This window comes from Acinetobacter genomosp. 15BJ, from assembly GCF_000400715.1.
Taxonomy (GTDB): Bacteria; Pseudomonadota; Gammaproteobacteria; order Pseudomonadales; family Moraxellaceae; genus Acinetobacter.
The window spans coordinates 417949-434686 of the sequence record NZ_KE007345.1; the positions used below are offsets into that span (position 1 = coordinate 417949).

Sequence of the window (16738 nt, forward strand, 5' to 3'; positions counted from 1 at the left end):
TTATCAAAGAATTTTTCCCGTCCTGATTTGCATTAAAAAGCCCAGAGCTAGACTTTTTTCTCATTCTAAAGATGTTATTGTTATTTCAATAATCGTTCTTCGGTATTTTGACGACAGATCTACAGTTGCTAGGAATCTCATTGCATAAAAGGATGCATGCCAATGGTGAAGATTCGTTTTAATCGGTCAACTGACACAAAAGGATGGGGCTTTAAGCTTTCTTGGGAACATCATATTGTAGTCAATTGGACCATACTCAAAAAAAGTATTTTATTACTGATACTTGCTGCATTTATGAGCCTATTTTGGATCAGTTGGGATATTTTTGTCCTGATACATCCACAGTATTCTGAATGGGTCAATCTTGGGATTGTGCGCTCGCACTTAATTACTAGTCTGATTACGCTAACAGTGATGCTGCTGCTGATTATTCCTTGCCATGTATTTAAGGATCGAACTTGGGCGCAGAATGTTTTACCTATCCTCAGTGTGCAGATTTTTACTGCAATGCTATGCCATAAAGGCTATTTAGCAGGCAGTTTTAGCCCAGCCACTATGGTGGGTTATGTCAGTGTGGTGGGTGTAGGCTTAGTGCTGTTTGACCGCAGGATGGTGTATTGTGCTTTGATTCCAGCAACACTTGCCTTATTGCTATGCAACTACCTGAGCATGATTGGGGTGCTAACTTATGCGCCTCTGTTTAATATGCAGCGCCTAAATGAAGTACCGATGCATCCATTCTGGGTCGGCAGTATGGTATTTTTCTTATTACCGATCTTATTGGCATGTTTATTCTTATTTGAAATTTTACTGACGCAATGGCGAACGCGGGAAATGACCATTCAGATTCTCAGTCGTCTCGACCCTCTGACCAATGTACTCAATCGACGTAGTATCAGTAGTTATTTAAATAAGTTGCATCAACACCCTCACCCTCTCTATTCCATTATTCTGCTCGATCTTGATCATTTTAAAACGATTAATGATCAATATGGGCATAGCATGGGCGATCAAGTGCTGATCCAAGTCGCACGGTGCTTGGCAAGTAATCTCCGTGATCAAGATATCATTGGTCGTTTTGGTGGCGAGGAGTTTATTTTATTGCTGCCTAATACGCCGACGATGCAAGCACAGAACGTAGCTGAACGCTGTCGCCATGCAGTATCACAACTGCGCTTTATTACAGAATATAAGCAGGAGTTTAGCGTGAGTGCCAGCTTTGGGATTAGTAGTTCACTCAGTGCCGATGAGCCACATTTGATCATCAGTCAGGCCGATCAAGCCCTATATGCCGTCAAAGCTGCGGGACGTAATCAAGTGAAAATATTTACTGATCTTGCAACAAGCTAGAACAATGAAGGCACAATATGCCTTCATTGCAATGTTGATTAACCTTTCAAAAATTCTTCTCGATGTTGACGATAAGGTTCATCAAAAGGCACAAACATCTGCTCTTGTTTGGCTTCGTCAATCCATTGCTGTACCGATGGCAAAGATAAGATTTTTTGCACATAGGCTTGGCTGGATGTGGAGAGTGGCAGTTGATAGCATTCAAAACGCATGACCACAGGCGCATAGAATGCGTCTGCAATACTAAACTCCCCACATAAAAAGCCGTCTTCGCTCGGACGCTCAGACCAGATCTGATCAATTCGAGCCACATCGGCACGTAACTGCGCATGTTCGGCCCAGAGTTGTTTGCCAATATGACTTAGATCCGCTTCTACATTCATGGGGCAGAGATTGCGCAGGCTTTGAAAGCCGCTGTGCATCTCTGCACTCACACAACGTGCTCTAGCCCGTAATGTTTTCTCTTGTGGCCATAAATCAAGTTCAGGATGCTGTTCCGCAATATATTCACAAATCGCCAAACTATCCCAGACCACCAGTTCACCATTCACAAGCGCAGGCACTTTACCCGTTGGATTGAGTTTTAAAATTTCTGTTTTAAATTCACTTTCAGGTTCAAAACTATCAAACTGAATCAAATGCTCCTGAAAGGAAATCCCCGCTTGTGTAAGTAAAATCCATGGACGCATCGACCACGTGGAGTAATTTTTATTGCCGATAAAGAGTTGATACATTGTTATTGTTTCCCTTTAAATAAAGCCAATTGTTGTAATAGCTCAGCTTTTTGGAATGCACCCGTTAAGCGTAGCGAGCGAATTTCTTGTTGTTGCTGATCTAAGAATAAATACGTTGGTGGTCCCAAAATATCCCTTTGTGCCAACAATGCTTGGTGTGACGCATCATAATGGCTTAAATCCATTTTAATCAGATAATAACCAGACAAGGCCTGTTGCACCTCTGCATCTTTTAGAATGCGATGCTCAATCGGCTGACAAGCCACACACCAATCCGCATAGACATCAACCACAATGCCACGGTCTTTGGGCGCATTGGCTAAAATCTGCTGAAATTCATCTGCTGTTTTTGCCACATGCCATTCGGCCAGCTTATCTGCCTGAACCGAATTGAGACTTTGAAAATGCTGATATTGATTAAAGGCCAATGCTGGAATCGCTAAAATCAGTAATATCGCATACAACCATTGCAGCTTACTTTTCTGTGCAAACAGGCGATATGCCGCATAAATAATAAAGGCCAAACCGAGAATTAAGCTAAGAATTTGAATCGCGAGTTCTGGCAATAAAGGACGAATAAAATAAATGCTCAAGGCCAACATTAAAAAGGCAAAGATCACCTTGATTTGATTCATCCAGTCACCTGCTTTGGGTAAAGCTTTTGCCCCCAAAACGCTGGCCAACAGCAATGGAATGCCCATCCCAAAACCGAGTGTAAACAGCAACAACCCACCTTGCCATTGACTCTGTGTTTGTGAAATAAATAGTAGTACGCCTGCTAAAGGTGCGGTCATACATGGCCCGACCAATAGCGCAGAGATCATGCCCATGACACCAGCACCGACCAAAGTACCGCCTTTTTGATTGGATTGCATCTGATCCAGTCGATTGATCCAGCTCTGTGGCAGTTTCAACTCGAACAGGCCAAATAAATTGAGGGCAAACACCACAAACAATAAGCTAAATGCAATCAATGTTGCAGGCTGTTGTAACCAACGCTGGAAATTCAATCCTGCCGCCGAAGCAATTAAACCTAATACCGCATAGACCAAGGCCATACTCACGACAAAAGTCAGTGCAATCGACCAAGCCTTGACGCCTTTATTGTCACGCACAATCAATGAGGTCAGAATCGGTAACATTGGTAAGGAACATGGCGTGAACGCCAATAAAATTCCTAAGCCTAAGAATAATAAGATGCTATAGGCCAACGAATGCTGTTCGAGTGCGCTTGACCACTTTTGGTCTTGCGCCATCACACCTGAATTATTTGAATTTTTTGCCGTCGGCTCAGCTTGCGCCTCATCATTTGTTGCCGTTTGGGTATTTAAGGCTTGAGATGAACGTGCTACATCTAAAAAGCTTTTTTTCGTATTTGTGCTGACATTCTGTGCACTGACCAAGCCATCAGCATCGGTTTGAAATTCAATATTTTGTGGAGGATAACAAATACGGTCTTTGGCACAGCCCTGCCAAGTCACACGATAATGCTGCGAAGCTTGGGTTGGAATACTAAATTCGGCTTGTTGATAATAGACTTGGCTGTGGCCATAGTTCTCATCATACTGCTCTACCGCTTTCGGTAAAGTCAGTGCGACGGGCTGGTTACCCTGCTGCACTTCAAATTTGTGTTGATATAAATAGTAATTCGGCTGAATCGACCAATGCAAGCGCGCTTGATTCTGTGCAGTCGACTCAACCGTAAATGCAAAAGCCTGTTCGGGGCTGAGCAATGGCGCCGATGAATTTTCTTGGGCGTAAGTCAAAGACCCACATAACAACAATAAAGTCCCAAGAAAGTAACGCATCAGCGGGAAAGATTTCCCAATCTGAACAGACATTTGCATGATTATCTCACTATCACTCTCCTGAACCTCCCTCCCACTTATGCAGAAGTGAATTTAAGAGAATTCATTATTGTTAGAATAAAACCGATACGCCGAAGCCACCGTTATAACCTTTTTGATCGCCATTAAGATCAACGCCAATGCTTGCATCCAATTGCGTGCGATTATTCAAGGCATAAATCAGACCTGTACCAAGACCATATTCATAATCTTGGCTCTCCGCTTTACGATAAACAAATTCTGAATAACCCGATAATTTTCCTGCAATTTTATAATCAATGGTTGGAATGGCAGTCACTGCCCAGTTACTGTTCTGCGCTTCATAACGCATCGTGATCGAAGTTCCAATCAAGTCGCTAAATTCGTAAGCAACCGCTGAGGTGAGACTATAGATATCATCGTGGTTGGTGAATTCATCATTGCCCGTTGCAATGATGGCTTCTGCCAACAATGCCATGGATAAACGATCATCTTTTAGATCAATGGCTTTTTTCAAACCAATGCTGACATCGCCTAGACCATTGTTTTCTTTTTTCGTACCTGCACGCTTGTACTGCTGCCACACTGGACCTTGCCAACCCAATTGCAATTCCAAACCATCGGCCAAACCGGTACGCAACAACATGTCACCATTCAGGGTTAAGGTCTTGTCTTTGACCCCATCTACATTACCTTCTTGGTAATTGACACTCGGTAAACCTTGTTCCCATGCCAACTGTCCCACAGGGGTAATACCTGTCCCTATCCCCGTACCAGGGCGGTCAAAAGAAAAGTCAGCCGCAAAAACGGTACTTGTCAGCATAGATGCAGCAATTAAGCTCAATGTTTGTAATGTTTTCATTCTATTCCTCATTCTATTTCTAATGGCTTGGCTTATGCGCTGAGCTCTTTTGACATTTTTGCACCATGTTCACGTAGCAATTCTAGTGTTGCACGCTCTTCTGGCAATGACTCTGACCAATCAATTTCATCAAATTCGCAATCAAAGAACAATTGGCTGATCGATGATAAAACCGTTAAGCCTTCTTCATCACGGGTATTTGGATCTACTTTTTCAACCAATAAGCGTTCTACTACAGGCACGCAAGCAGAACTTGCCGCATCCCACAATGGACCATAAAACTCTTCTGAATCCCATAGATGTAGATTGGCTTTGGCTTGAATCAATACATCTAAAATATCTAAATAAACTTTGAGTTGTTGTTGCTTTTCTTCGTCAGTGAAAGGCTTGCCTGCTTCATAAGCTTCACAAATTCGTTCCCACCATACGAATAAACCATCGCAAATCACAGAGACAGGAGGACCTTGTTCAGGGTCAATAAAATTCGGGTCGAGTCCTTCAGCAAGTAAAGATTGCACTTGGTCCAAATCGAGTTGTTGTATGGCTTGCACCAAGGCCTGCTGTTGCTTATTTAACATGACCAATTCTCACAATATTTTTTAATATGTCTATTATGCCGAATATCCTGACAGGATTTTATAAAACCATCTAAAAAATCATGTATAAATTTGATACACGCATAAAAAAAGCCCTGAACAGGGCTTTTTTTATGCGTCGATTTTTATGCTTCATCATCCACTTTTACATCGTCATCTACATCGACATATTCAGGTAAACCACCACGATGCTGATCTTTTTTCTCATACAGATGCTCTAAGCTACGTTTTAGCTTATCAATCGCACCATGAATCGAATTATCAATATTTGCTGCTTTATGAGTCACAGCGATAGGTTTCATGCCTGCTGGGCGAGCTTCAATCATACAACGTTTGTCATGATCGCCCGTTTTGTCCCCATTTTCATCACTAATATGAACCGAAAAATGTGTAATACGCTCGCTATAACGTTGGAATTCTTGTGTAAGTTCTGCACGAACATAACTGTTTAAGCGTTCACTACCTTGAATGTTTTTATCTGTACGGATTTCAATATTCATAAATATCTTCCTCTCTTTTCTGTGAGACGGTGCTACAAAACTTTTTTCTTTGCACACTTTGAGCATGCAGTCATTCAGTGCAGTTGTATATTCTGATTGTGTAAATGCGTGTTGTCTCCTCGCTTTGCATCTGTTGTTTTTCAGTATGTAAGAAGATCTTCTATAATTCCAATATCTGACTTTCCTCCAAAATATGCAAGCTGATTTTTGACATTTTGATGAAATCTTCAACAAAAAGATGATTAACTTTAACGTCCTTTTAGATGGCTTCTGGCATATACAATTCTTTTGTTCATTTGGTCAAATTTGGCTTTATTTTTGCTTAATACCTTGTATCCTTTACACGCCTTTTGGGGGGAGATTTTTTAAATGCAATTGAAGCAACTTGCAGCAACATGTTTATTGGTATCTACAGCCGCTTTCACTCAAGCAAAGCCGATTTGGCAAGATTTCAGCTTGACTGGTTTGTACGGTGAAAACTACGAAGTTGTTGATGAAAAGCAAACAACGATCACGGTTGAATATGCGGCAAAAGTAAAATATGCCGATGTATTCTTCTTTATGGACCGTATGCGTGGCAGCGATGACCATAAAAGTACCTATTTCGAACTTTCTCCGCGTTTAAGCTTGGGTGAGATTTCAGGTCAGAAACTTGCGTTTGGTCCAATCAAAGATGTGCTGATCTCAACTACTTGGGAAAGCAATAATGATGACTTCGCTAGCTTTGACAACTTCTTATATGGTGTCGGTTTCGATTTAGCCATTCCATATTTCCAATATGCGAATGTGAACTTCTACCGCGCCAACAATGAAAATACGGCTGATGACTACCAAATGACCATTGCTTATGCTTTGCCATTTAAAGTATCAAACGAAGATTTCTTGGTGGATGGTTTCCTTGACTGGTCTACAGGCGAAAAAGATCACGCCAGTGAATTGAACTGGACCACACAATACAAGTGGAACTTGGGTAAACACATTTCACCAGACACTCGCCTCTATTTAGGTGTTGAACATTCTGTTTGGAATAACAAATTTGGTATGAAAAACCGTGACGAAAATAACGTCAGCGCTTTGATCAAATATCACTTCTAAGCCTTTTAGGATGTGAAAAAAACAGCAAGGAATTCCTTGCTGTTTTTGTTGGTATCGCTGAATATAAACCTGAAACGATTTGCCTCTTTCCCAATGCCTTATCTTTTGTTTTGTCTCATTCGATGACCTTTGCCCATGTCTGAAAATATTGCACTTACCTCTTCTAACTTAGCCGCACATTTCCACATTCGTTTCGCCACAGTCGATGACCTCGAACAAATCCTCGCCATTTATAATGCGGAGATTCTCAATGGCACAGCGAATTGGAATGATCAGGCGGTTTCCTTAGCGGATTATCAGCAACGTTTTTACAGCATGCAGCAACAACAATTTCCCATGATCGTGGTCGAAGACCTGAATAGCCATCAAGTGGCAGGCTATGCCTATTACACTGCTTTTCGGACCATCAGCGGTTATCGTCAAAGCATTGAGCATTCTGTTTTTGTTGACCCAAGCTACGCTCGCCAAGGTCTGGGCAAAGCCCTGATGCAACAACTGATTCATCTGGCCAAACAGCAAAATATGCATATCATGGTGGCTGCGATTGATAGTGAAAATAAGGGCTCGATTGTGTTACATGAACAGCTTGGCTTCGTCCAGACAGGTTATATGCCACAAGTGGGGCAAAAGTTTGGCACATGGCGGGATTTGGTCTGGATGCAACTGCAACTCACAGAATCTCAATAAAAACCTTACTGTTACCCTACTGTCCTACGACTAAATTGTGGCTTAGAATGAAAGCAATACTTGATTTCAAAAATAGCCAAAATGATTAAAACATCTCAACTCGGTCTGTGTATTTCCGTTGCAATCGCTTCATGCGCGAGCTTTGCCGAAGTTTCTTTTGAACAAGAATTGCAACAAGGTTGCGCCAAAGTAAAGCAATATGCGCAGGCAGGTAAAAAGTTTTACGATCAAAAGCAATATCTCAAAGCTGCCAAGCAATTTGAAGACCAAGCTGCATGGACACATTTCTGTCAGGCCAATGCTGATGAAAGTGGCATTCAGGTCAGTGACCGAGACATTGAAATCGCCAACAATAATGTCGGGTTAAGCTATGCCAAACTGGACAAACCACAATGGGCAAGAGTCTGGTTTCTTAGAGATAAAGACTCCAAAACCAGTCAATACAACTTAAAACAGCTCCCTAAACCAAAACTATCTTCAGATTTACAAGGGACATATGTCCGCGCCAATGGTTTTGGACAATGGGATTACATCAAGGTCAGCAAAAAACTGAATAAATATGCGATTGCCTTTGATGGTTATTACTTTGGACTACGTGGCCTGATCTATGGACCCAATATGGGACAGTTTGAAACCAGCATGCCAATCAAGTCAAAGCAAGCCAGCTATCGCTATGAGGACTGTCAGATCAAACTTCAATTCGCCAATGATGCGAATCTTGGACAAAAAATTGAGGTTGAACAGCATAATGGCGAGTCCTCATGTGGCTTTGGACACAATGTCTATGCTGGCGGGACGTTCTATAAAGTTGAAAACAAATGAGTGATCATTACACCCAAACTCTACAAAAAATTTAAGAAAAAGTATGATACTCGGAAACGTTATTCACAACCTGAGCAAGCTAAAGCGACTAAAGCTTTAGCGAAGCGCAAGAAAAGTTGCAATAAAGAATGCTTTTGCCCTTACGAAGCTTCAAACGCTTCTCAGGGCAAAACCAAAGTAACTCTAGCCGAAGGCTTATTTAGAAATTAGAAAACTACTTGGTATGACTCCGTAAAATAATCATTTTTTTAATATCTACTTTTCTAAATAGTGATATGTAGAGATTGATATTAAATCGCCACCAACTCTCGAATCCCCTTCTCAGGCATCTCCTCCCCTCGCCCTTGCGCAATCACCTGCCCACGCGCCATCACGGTATACGCATCTGCCAACTCCTCGGCAAAGTCATAAAACTGCTCTACCAGAATAATCGCCATTTCGCCCTGATCGGCCAGCTTACGAATCACCCGACCAATATCTTTAATAATCGAGGGCTGAATCCCTTCGGTCGGTTCATCTAAAATCAAAACACTCGGCTCCGAAGCCAACGCTCGGGCAATCGCAAGCTGCTGTTGCTGACCACCGGATAAATCACCGCCACGGCGGTGTTTCATTTCATCCAACACAGGGAAAATTTCATATAAATGGCTTGGTACCTTACGCGTCTTAGCCCCTGAAAATTTAGCCATGCCAATTAAAATATTTTCTTCTACCGTTAAAGTCGAAAAGATATCACGACCTTGCGGCACATAGGCCAAACCCGCACGCACCCGTTGCTCAGGGGACATCTTGGCCATGTCTTTACCATCTAATAGAATCTGCCCTGACTTAATCGGCAGAATCCCCATGAGGCATTTCAGCAAGGTAGTTTTGCCCACGCCGTTACGTCCTAGCACCACACTACATTCACCCACAGGCGCAGCAAAAGACACATCACGGAGAATATGACTGCCACCATAGAATTGATTAATTTGTTTCACTTCTAGCATGTGTCTCTCCTAGCGTCCTAAATACTTTTCAATCACATCGTCATTGGCCTGAACCTCTGCCAATGTACCCTCGGCCAAGATTGCCCCTTGCGCCAATACCGTGACTTTTTCACTGATGGTGTCAATGAAATTCATGTCATGCTCCACCACTACTAGCGTGTGATTTTTTTTGAGTTCTAGACACAGTTCAGCGGTGCGCTCAGTTTCAGCATCGGTCATGCCAGCAACAGGCTCATCCAGTAAAATTAACTTCGGCCGTTGCATCAACAACATGCCGATTTCCAACCACTGTTTTTGTCCATGTGAGAGCAAACCCGCTGGCTTATGTACAAACTCCTTTAAACGAATCTGTTCCAAGCTTTCATCCAAAGCCAATTGCGCTTCTGGATCTAAACGAGAAAAGAAGCTTTTCTTCACCCGTTTATCTCGTGGTGCTGCCAGCAGTAAATTTTCCATTACAGTAAAATTTTCAAATACCGTTGGTTTTTGGAATTTTCGACCGATGCCCGCCTCAGCAATTTGCTCGGTACTCATTTTGGCAAGATCATAGTTTTGCCCAAAAAATGCCGTACCTGTGGTCGGACGAGTTTTGCCAGTTATGACATCCATCAAGGTGGTTTTACCCGCACCATTCGGTCCAATAATGCAGCGTAATTCGCCCTCGGCAATGTACAGCGATAAATCATTCAAGGCTCGAAATGAGTCAAACCAGACACTGACTTTTTCCAGATACAAGGCTATACCGTGACTAAAATCCGCACCTTGTGGCTTGGCACGACCATAGCCCTCACCAAGTTGACCGCCATGTTGAGCAGAGTCTATTAATACATCACTCATTTAATCACGCTCCTTTTTAAAACGGTCAAATAAACCAATGACGCCCTTAGGCAAGAACAAGGTCACCACGATGAAAAGTGCGCCCAAGATCAATAACCATGCTTCTGGCGCAGCCACAGTAAAATAGGTTTTCACAGCATTGATTAAACCTGCCCCTAAAATCGGACCAATCAAAGTGCCACGTCCACCCGCAGCCACCCACACCGCCATTTCAATTGAATTGACGGGGTTCATTTCACTTGGATTAATGATGCCTGCCTGTGGCACATACAACGCCCCTGCGATGCCTGCAATCACCGCGGACAATACCCATGCCGACAGCTTGTACCACAACGTTCGATAGCCGAGATATTGCAAGCGATTTTCACTGTCTCGAATTGCACCCAAGACCCGTCCATAAGGACGATTCATCAGTTGACGCAGGCCAAGGAAGCACAACATCAACATTAACGCAGTCACAAAGCATAGCGTTGCACGCATCGGTGCAGAGGTAATATCAAAACCGAGAATGGTCTTAAAACCCGTAAAACCATTATTGCCCCCAAAGCCTGTTTCATTACGGAAGAACAGTAATGCGGCGGCAAAGGTCATGGCTTGGGTAATAATCGAGAAATACACGCCTTTGATTTTGGAGCGAAAGGCAAAAAAGCCAAAAATAAACGCGATCAAACCAGGTACCAGCACCACCAGTGCTAAAGCCCACGCAATATGCTCGGTGCCGACCCAATACCAAGGCAACTCAGTCCAACTGAGGAAGCGCATAAAATCAGGCAGCCCATCACCTGCGGATTGGCGCATCAGGTACATACCAAAGGCATACCCCCCCAAAGCAAAATACAAACCATGTCCTAAGCTCAGAATGCCGGCATAACCCCAAACCAAATCCAGTGCAAGAGCCACCAAGGCCAAACACATGATCTTGCCAATCAAGGTGATCCAATAAGCAGACAGATAAAATGCCGAGTCAGGAGACAGCAGGTGTAACCATGGCAACAACAACAGCACGCCGAAACAAAGCGCAATCGCCATGGCGCTATAGGGCTTGTTGGCAAATAAAGAAGTGATTTTCATTGGCTTACTCCACAAACCGGCCTTTAATGGCAAACAAACCTTGTGGACGCTTTTGGATAAACAAAATCACAAGAACCAAGAGAATAATTTTTGCGAGAACAGCCCCTAAACCAATCTCTAAAACTGTACCGCTAATCCCCAGTCCGAGCGCTGCCAATACTGCACCCCAGACTTGACCGACACCACCCACCACGACCACAAGGAAGGCATCAATAATGTAGTTTTGTCCAAGGTCTGGTCCAACATTACCCACCTGTGCCAAGGCACAACCTGCCAAACCTGCCAAGCCTGACCCCAGACCAAAAGCCATCATGTCAATCCGTGCAGAACGAATACCAACAGCGCGTGCCATTTGACGGTTTTGCGTCACCGCACGTACAAATAAACCAAAACGGGTTTTATTGAGTAGGAACAGCAATAGCAATAACACTGCGACGGTAAAACCAATAATGGCAATACGGTTATAAGGCAACATCAGGCTCGGTGTAACTGCGATCCCACCACTCAACCATGCCACATTGGAAACCTCAACATTCTGCGCACCAAACACCATGCGTACCAACTGCATCAGGATCAGGCTCACCCCAAAGGTGGCAAGTAAAGTCTCGAGTTGACGACCATACAGCGGGCGAATCACGGTGCGCTCAATCAACATACCAATCAAGGCACTCACCAAAAATGCCGCAGGAATTGCTGCCAACAGATACCAATCGACTAGTCCAGCAAAATGGGTTTTAAAAAAGCTCTGGATCACATACGTGGTATAGGCACCAATCATGATGAGCTCACCATGTGCCATGTTAATTACCCCAAGCAGACCATAGGTAATCGCTAAACCAAGTGCCGCAAGCAACAAAATGCTGGCAGTACTTAAGCCTGAAAATACATGACCTGACCACTCACTGATTTGCAGACGGGTCTTAATTTTATTGTGTGCATCCAACAACGCTGCCTTCAATGCAGGATTGTTTTGTGGTTGTTCTAAAGTTTGGTTGATTAAGGCGAACACATCGGGCCGATTTGAATCTGCCAAGACTTTCACTGCTTCAAGCTTGGTAAACTCATCGTTACTGTTAAAATCCAAACGGGCTTTGAGCTGTGCTAAACGTGCTTTGACCTGATCATTTTTTTCATTCAGATAAAGCTGCTTCACCATCGCTACATCGAGTTCTGCCAAATTATTTTCTAAAATATCGACCGCAGCTAAACGTTGCGAGGCATCTGTTGAATTGAGTTTGGCCTTGGCTTGACCAAAATTCAGTGCCTTGCGTAAGGTATTCACCAAAGTCACTTGGGATAAATCCGCAGGCCATTGTTCCAGCGCCTGTTGCTCAGGATAGCTGAATAGCTTGTCATCATTTTTTAACAGATAGGTATTGCCTGCGCTATCGGTATACAGCTCGTTTTGATCAATATAGGCCACCAGTTGATCTAGTTGTTCAATACTGGCAGGCCATTGATTGAGCATGGCACGACGCGTCGCAAAATCGGACTTCACAAAGGTCTGAATGGCATCTTGAGAAGCTGTAGACGTCACGGTTGTTGCGGATGTGGCTTCTGCCCATGCTGGACTAAAAATCATCTGTGCCATGATGCAGAGCAGTGCCAAAACATAGTGTTTCGCCATAGAACTTCCCTTATTACGGTTTTAAATAGATCAAATAAAAAAATCAGAATAAAAATGCCTGCTGTAAATACAGCAGGCTAAAAGCCCATTATTTCGGGATGTACGGACTCCAAGGCTCTGCCTTGATGGTTTGCGGTGTTTTATAGACCACGTCGAATTGACCATCGCCGCGGATCTGTCCAATCATTACGGGTTTATGTAGATGGTGATTAGTTTCATCCATTTTTAAGGTATAGCCCGATGGTGCAGCAAAGGTCTGACCTGCCATCGCATCACGAACTTTATCCACCTCGGTCGTACCCGCTTTTTCAACGGCTTGCTTCCACATATTAATACCGACATAGGTCGCTTCCATCGGATCGTTGGTCACCACTTTGTCTGCATTTGGAAGTTTGTATTCCACCGCATATTGTTTGAATTTATTCACAAACTCAGTATTTTTAGGATTTTTCACCGACATGAAATAATTCCATGACGCTAAATGACCGACCAATGGTTTGGTATCGATACCACGTAATTCTTCCTCACCTACAGAGAAAGCCATGACTGGAATATCAGACGCTTTAATGCCTTGGTTACCCAATTCACGATAGAACGGTACATTGGAATCGCCATTGATAGTCGAAATGACCGCAGTCTTTTTACCCGCAGAGAACTTCTTGATATTGGAAACAATGGTTTGATAGTTGCTGTGACCAAATGGCGTGTATTCTTCCATGATGTCAGCATCGGCGACGCCTTTCGATTTCAGGAATGCACGTAAAATTTTATTGGTGGTGCGTGGATAGACATAATCTGTACCGAGTAACACAAAACGTTCTGCTTTACCGCCTTCATCCCCCATCAAATATTCAACTGCTGGAATCGCTTGTTGATTTGGCGCTGCGCCAGTATAGAAGATGTTTTTAGACTGTTCCTGACCTTCATATTGCACTGGATAGAACAATAAACCATTCAGTTCTTCCACCACAGGCAACACCGATTTACGCGAAACGGATGTCCAGCAACCAAAAATAACAGCCACTTTATCTTGGGTAATCAACTGACGGGCTTTTTCTGCAAATAATGGCCAATCCGATGCAGGGTCAACAATCACAGGTTCTAATTTTTTACCCAGTACCCCACCATTGGCATTGATCTCATTAATAGTCATCAAGGCAGTATCTTTCAATGACGTTTCAGAAATCGCCATGGTGCCTGAAAGCGAATGTAGAATCCCCACTTTAATAGTATCGCCACTCGCAGCGGGTGCAGTTTTGGCTTCTGTTTTGGTCTGTTCTGTTTTTTCTGCTGGTTTTGAACAGCCAACTAGACCGATCCCCATCATGGCTGCCATCAGTACAGACATCGACATCAATTTGTTTTGCATCTTGTTTCTCCACCCATCAATATTGTGATTTTTACTGGGTGGAGTTATTCAATTTTTATGCCAACACAACAAGCTATTGTTTTTAATTAATTTAAATAAAAGTTAAGCCTTAATCCCTCAATCTTGTATACAACATTGCATACAAAAAATACGCAGCGACCTAAAATGATGCAAATTTGTTCAGTTCGGACATTAAAAGTTCAGCAAAAGAAAAAGCCAAGCTGATGCTTGGCTTTAATCTAACAATGAGACAAAGAGCTTAATGTCAGTTGTAGGATAACTTTATAAAAACATGGCCTAATTCCCGCTCAACTAAGCCTTTTGTAGCATAAGTCTATAAATTGAATTGTAGGATAAAACTATAAAAAGCCACTTTTTGTGACTAATTTCGATATCAACTCACTTTAAAATCTTATGGGCATACTTCAACATATAATCTTTGCTCAAAGCTCTAGCATCAGCTAATGCATTGTGAGGAATCACAGAATCCTTGGTAGTGAGCGACAAATCGAGTAAGAAACCTAATACTGGCACATCGATACATTGCCCTTGTCCTAGGAGCAAAATACGGTTAAATAATTCTATATCTGAAGGATAGTCAGCTACGATAGTAATCTGCTCCTCTTCTTGAGAGTTCACTTCCCATAAGAAACTGCACAGCTTATTAACTAACTCCCACATAGGAATAGCTGATTGCCCTAAAATTGGCATAACATGTTGTAAAACAAATGAACTAGGGGTTTTACAACCCACGACTTCATAAAACTCATATTTACCATTGGCGGATACCAAGCCTAATGAAATCAACTCACCTGTACCTTGGTCATGCCAACCATTAAATTCACAATCCAAAAAAAGATGCATAAGTCACCTCATAACATGTAAAAGTAATGCATAGGGCATATCAAGTATTACAAAATTGCTAAATTTAGATGATTTAATTCAAGCCCACTTTAGCTTTGCCAGTTTATTTACCCTACATGTAGCTCATTAATGCCAGGCCTAGAAGCAAAACTGGTTGCTCTTACAATAACTTGATTGAGTAATTGTTCTCGAAGCCGATATAGAGTCTGATAGCTATCAAGTTGTCCTTGAACTTTAGAAATTACTAACTGAAGATTTAAAACTATATAAAATGCTGGATCTGCATCTATATAACTAAATAATGGTGATACCCAGTCTGAGAGTTTCTTACTCATAAATTTTTGAGCTGGATCCAAAAAGTCCCGTTCTCTTTCATGGTATTTTTCTGATTCAACAACGAATCCAAAAATATATGGGATAGGTCCTTGTTTATTTTGTGCATAATCACATGATGCTCCTAAACGTATTAGAATAGGTTTGAGCTTTTCTATGCCATTAAAACAAAAAGTGTTTTTAATAAGGCATTTTTGATTATATCCAAAGTGCCCTAAACAAAATTCATCATTGAAAATCTCAGAAGGTATTTCAACCACAGCTCCCCAATCATATGGACTCATTGACTCATGTCCAGTTACCGCTAGATGAAGCATCTTATTGAATTTCCCAACAGCTTTTTCATCAGAAATCGAAGCAGATCTGACTTGTGTAATAGCATTATTCCAAAGCTGAATATTTTCTTGATTAGGAGTGTTATTTAGTATCTTATCGACCAAAATAGGATAAATAGCTAAGTTAAGTGCTTTTTTAGGATCAGTTGCAACATGACTTTTTCCTACAGTTTCTCTAACAATACAACTGAGTACCTTATCTATTTCAGATGGATAATCATTGAAATTTCTTTTATCATTTGGAACTAAATTCATTAATTCAATTAGAGTTTGATTTACGGCCTCTAAGACTTTTGATTCCCAATCGAATAGAACTGCTATTTGAGGATGTGTAGTGAAAAAAGCTCTAATTATATTTTTAAACTCTTCCTCTCTACCAGGAAAAATTTTCCCGAAATCTGGATGATCTTTAATAGTATTTATATATTCTGTTTTAGATAAAGATTCTACAGCTAAAGGTTTACAATACTCGCAACCTTCTTCAATACTTTCTTCTAAATAAGTTATTAAGGCAGGACATTCATGTGGGTTTTCAGTCCATAAAACTAGAATGAAAGGTCCATTGTCTTTAGTAATAACCGTTTCTAAAATACGAGCAATCTCAGCATAATGTTGATTTGTTCCAACAGAGCCACCACTTAAATTCAGATCGATAAAAAGCCCTCTTACACCTTTATAGAAATCAATAGATAAATGTTCATCAGTTTCTCCATTATATGGAAGTCCGATGCAGGAGGTTCCTATGTGCTTAAAAGCTTCAATAATTGGTGTTAAATGCTCTGGCTTGTCATCCAAAACAACAAATCTTGGTGGTGTTAACATTAAATTATTTTCCCCGAAT

General features: G+C 41.9%; 16 protein-coding genes. 4 read left to right on the top strand and 12 right to left on the bottom strand.

Going from position 1 to position 16738, the window contains the following annotated elements:
* Positions 1-162: 162 nt before the first annotated feature.
* Complete coding sequence (locus F896_RS17300) at positions 163-1350, top strand: GGDEF domain-containing protein (protein WP_016162428.1); 1188 nt, start codon at positions 163-165, stop codon at positions 1348-1350.
* 38 nt (positions 1351-1388) lie between these two features.
* On the opposite strand, the gene F896_RS17295 is transcribed toward F896_RS17300, so the two are convergent.
* The 5 genes from F896_RS17295 to F896_RS17275 form a co-directional block, all read right to left on the bottom strand.
* Positions 1389-2084, bottom strand: coding sequence for a glutathione S-transferase family protein (locus F896_RS17295; RefSeq protein WP_016162429.1), 696 nt, complete (start codon positions 2082-2084; stop codon positions 1389-1391).
* A gap of 2 nt (positions 2085-2086) precedes the next feature.
* Positions 2087-3931 (bottom strand): protein-disulfide reductase DsbD, encoded by a 1845-nt coding sequence (gene dsbD, locus F896_RS17290; protein WP_016162430.1) that lies wholly within the window; start codon positions 3929-3931, stop codon positions 2087-2089.
* 73 nt (positions 3932-4004) lie between these two features.
* Positions 4005-4772, bottom strand: coding sequence for a transporter (locus F896_RS17285; protein WP_016162431.1), 768 nt, complete (start codon positions 4770-4772; stop codon positions 4005-4007).
* Between the two features lie 32 nt (positions 4773-4804).
* Positions 4805-5350, bottom strand: a complete 546-nt coding sequence (locus tag F896_RS17280) for an ankyrin repeat domain-containing protein (RefSeq protein ID WP_004803559.1) — start codon at positions 5348-5350, stop codon at positions 4805-4807.
* A gap of 143 nt (positions 5351-5493) precedes the next feature.
* Positions 5494-5868: an HPF/RaiA family ribosome-associated protein gene (locus F896_RS17275; protein WP_016162432.1), complete on the bottom strand. Its 375-nt coding sequence runs from the start codon at positions 5866-5868 to the stop codon at positions 5494-5496.
* A 369-nt stretch (positions 5869-6237) separates the two neighbouring features.
* On the opposite strand from F896_RS17275, the gene F896_RS17270 reads away from it, so the two are divergent.
* From F896_RS17270 to F896_RS17260, 3 genes are all read left to right on the top strand, one after another.
* A complete protein-coding gene (locus F896_RS17270) occupies positions 6238-6963 on the top strand; it encodes an outer membrane protein OmpK (RefSeq protein WP_005201617.1) in 726 nt (241 codons plus the stop codon).
* A 135-nt stretch (positions 6964-7098) separates the two neighbouring features.
* Positions 7099-7650, top strand: a complete 552-nt coding sequence (locus F896_RS17265) for a GNAT family N-acetyltransferase (protein ID WP_016162433.1) — start codon at positions 7099-7101, stop codon at positions 7648-7650.
* Positions 7651-7731: 81 nt separating this feature from the next.
* Complete coding sequence (locus F896_RS17260; RefSeq protein WP_016162434.1) at positions 7732-8472, top strand: hypothetical protein; 741 nt, start codon at positions 7732-7734, stop codon at positions 8470-8472.
* 290 nt (positions 8473-8762) lie between these two features.
* Here the strand turns inward: F896_RS17260 and urtE are convergent, their stop codons facing one another.
* The 7 genes from urtE to F896_RS17225 form a co-directional block, all read right to left on the bottom strand.
* Entirely contained in the window at positions 8763-9461 is a 699-nt protein-coding gene (gene urtE, locus F896_RS17255; protein WP_016162435.1) for an urea ABC transporter ATP-binding subunit UrtE, read from the bottom strand.
* A 9-nt stretch (positions 9462-9470) separates the two neighbouring features.
* Positions 9471-10298, bottom strand: a complete 828-nt coding sequence (gene urtD, locus F896_RS17250) for an urea ABC transporter ATP-binding protein UrtD (protein ID WP_016162436.1) — start codon at positions 10296-10298, stop codon at positions 9471-9473.
* Positions 10299-11369 (bottom strand): urea ABC transporter permease subunit UrtC, encoded by a 1071-nt coding sequence (gene urtC, locus F896_RS17245; RefSeq protein ID WP_016162437.1) that lies wholly within the window; start codon positions 11367-11369, stop codon positions 10299-10301.
* Between the two features lie 4 nt (positions 11370-11373).
* Positions 11374-12996: an urea ABC transporter permease subunit UrtB gene (urtB, locus tag F896_RS17240; protein WP_016162438.1), complete on the bottom strand. Its 1623-nt coding sequence runs from the start codon at positions 12994-12996 to the stop codon at positions 11374-11376.
* A gap of 88 nt (positions 12997-13084) precedes the next feature.
* The gene (gene urtA / locus F896_RS17235; protein WP_004657099.1) at positions 13085-14365 is read right to left on the bottom strand and encodes an urea ABC transporter substrate-binding protein; all 1281 of its coding nucleotides are present in this window, start codon (positions 14363-14365) and stop codon (positions 13085-13087) included.
* Between the two features lie 399 nt (positions 14366-14764).
* On the bottom strand, positions 14765-15229 hold the full coding sequence (locus F896_RS17230) for a 3'-5' exoribonuclease (protein WP_016162439.1): 465 nt from the start codon (positions 15227-15229) through the stop codon (positions 14765-14767).
* Positions 15230-15336: 107 nt separating this feature from the next.
* Positions 15337-16719 carry a hypothetical protein gene (locus F896_RS17225; protein WP_016162440.1) on the bottom strand — a complete coding sequence of 461 codons (1383 nt, stop codon included), beginning with the start codon at positions 16717-16719 and terminating at the stop codon, positions 15337-15339.
* Between the last annotated feature and the right edge of the window lie 19 nt (positions 16720-16738).

Excerpts from the sequence above, each read along its gene's own strand:
- F896_RS17230 (WP_016162439.1), bottom strand. The coding sequence starts at position 15,229 with ATGCATCTTTTTTTGGATTGTGAATTTAATGGTTGGCATGACCAAGGT.
- urtA (WP_004657099.1), bottom strand. The coding sequence starts at position 14,365 with ATGCAAAACAAATTGATGTCGATGTCTGTACTGATGGCAGCCATGATG.
- F896_RS17270 (WP_005201617.1), top strand. The coding sequence starts at position 6,238 with ATGCAATTGAAGCAACTTGCAGCAACATGTTTATTGGTATCTACAGCC.
- urtB (WP_016162438.1), bottom strand. The coding sequence starts at position 12,996 with ATGGCGAAACACTATGTTTTGGCACTGCTCTGCATCATGGCACAGATG.
- F896_RS17275 (WP_016162432.1), bottom strand. The coding sequence starts at position 5,868 with ATGAATATTGAAATCCGTACAGATAAAAACATTCAAGGTAGTGAACGC.
- F896_RS17300 (WP_016162428.1), top strand. The coding sequence starts at position 163 with ATGGTGAAGATTCGTTTTAATCGGTCAACTGACACAAAAGGATGGGGC.
- urtC (WP_016162437.1), bottom strand. The coding sequence starts at position 11,369 with ATGAAAATCACTTCTTTATTTGCCAACAAGCCCTATAGCGCCATGGCG.
- urtD (WP_016162436.1), bottom strand. The coding sequence starts at position 10,298 with ATGAGTGATGTATTAATAGACTCTGCTCAACATGGCGGTCAACTTGGT.
- urtE (WP_016162435.1), bottom strand. The coding sequence starts at position 9,461 with ATGCTAGAAGTGAAACAAATTAATCAATTCTATGGTGGCAGTCATATT.
- F896_RS17260 (WP_016162434.1), top strand. The coding sequence starts at position 7,732 with ATGATTAAAACATCTCAACTCGGTCTGTGTATTTCCGTTGCAATCGCT.
- dsbD (WP_016162430.1), bottom strand. The coding sequence starts at position 3,931 with ATGCAAATGTCTGTTCAGATTGGGAAATCTTTCCCGCTGATGCGTTAC.
- F896_RS17280 (WP_004803559.1), bottom strand. The coding sequence starts at position 5,350 with ATGTTAAATAAGCAACAGCAGGCCTTGGTGCAAGCCATACAACAACTC.
- F896_RS17265 (WP_016162433.1), top strand. The coding sequence starts at position 7,099 with ATGTCTGAAAATATTGCACTTACCTCTTCTAACTTAGCCGCACATTTC.
- F896_RS17295 (WP_016162429.1), bottom strand. The coding sequence starts at position 2,084 with ATGTATCAACTCTTTATCGGCAATAAAAATTACTCCACGTGGTCGATG.
- F896_RS17285 (WP_016162431.1), bottom strand. The coding sequence starts at position 4,772 with ATGAAAACATTACAAACATTGAGCTTAATTGCTGCATCTATGCTGACA.
- F896_RS17225 (WP_016162440.1), bottom strand. The coding sequence starts at position 16,719 with ATGTTAACACCACCAAGATTTGTTGTTTTGGATGACAAGCCAGAGCAT.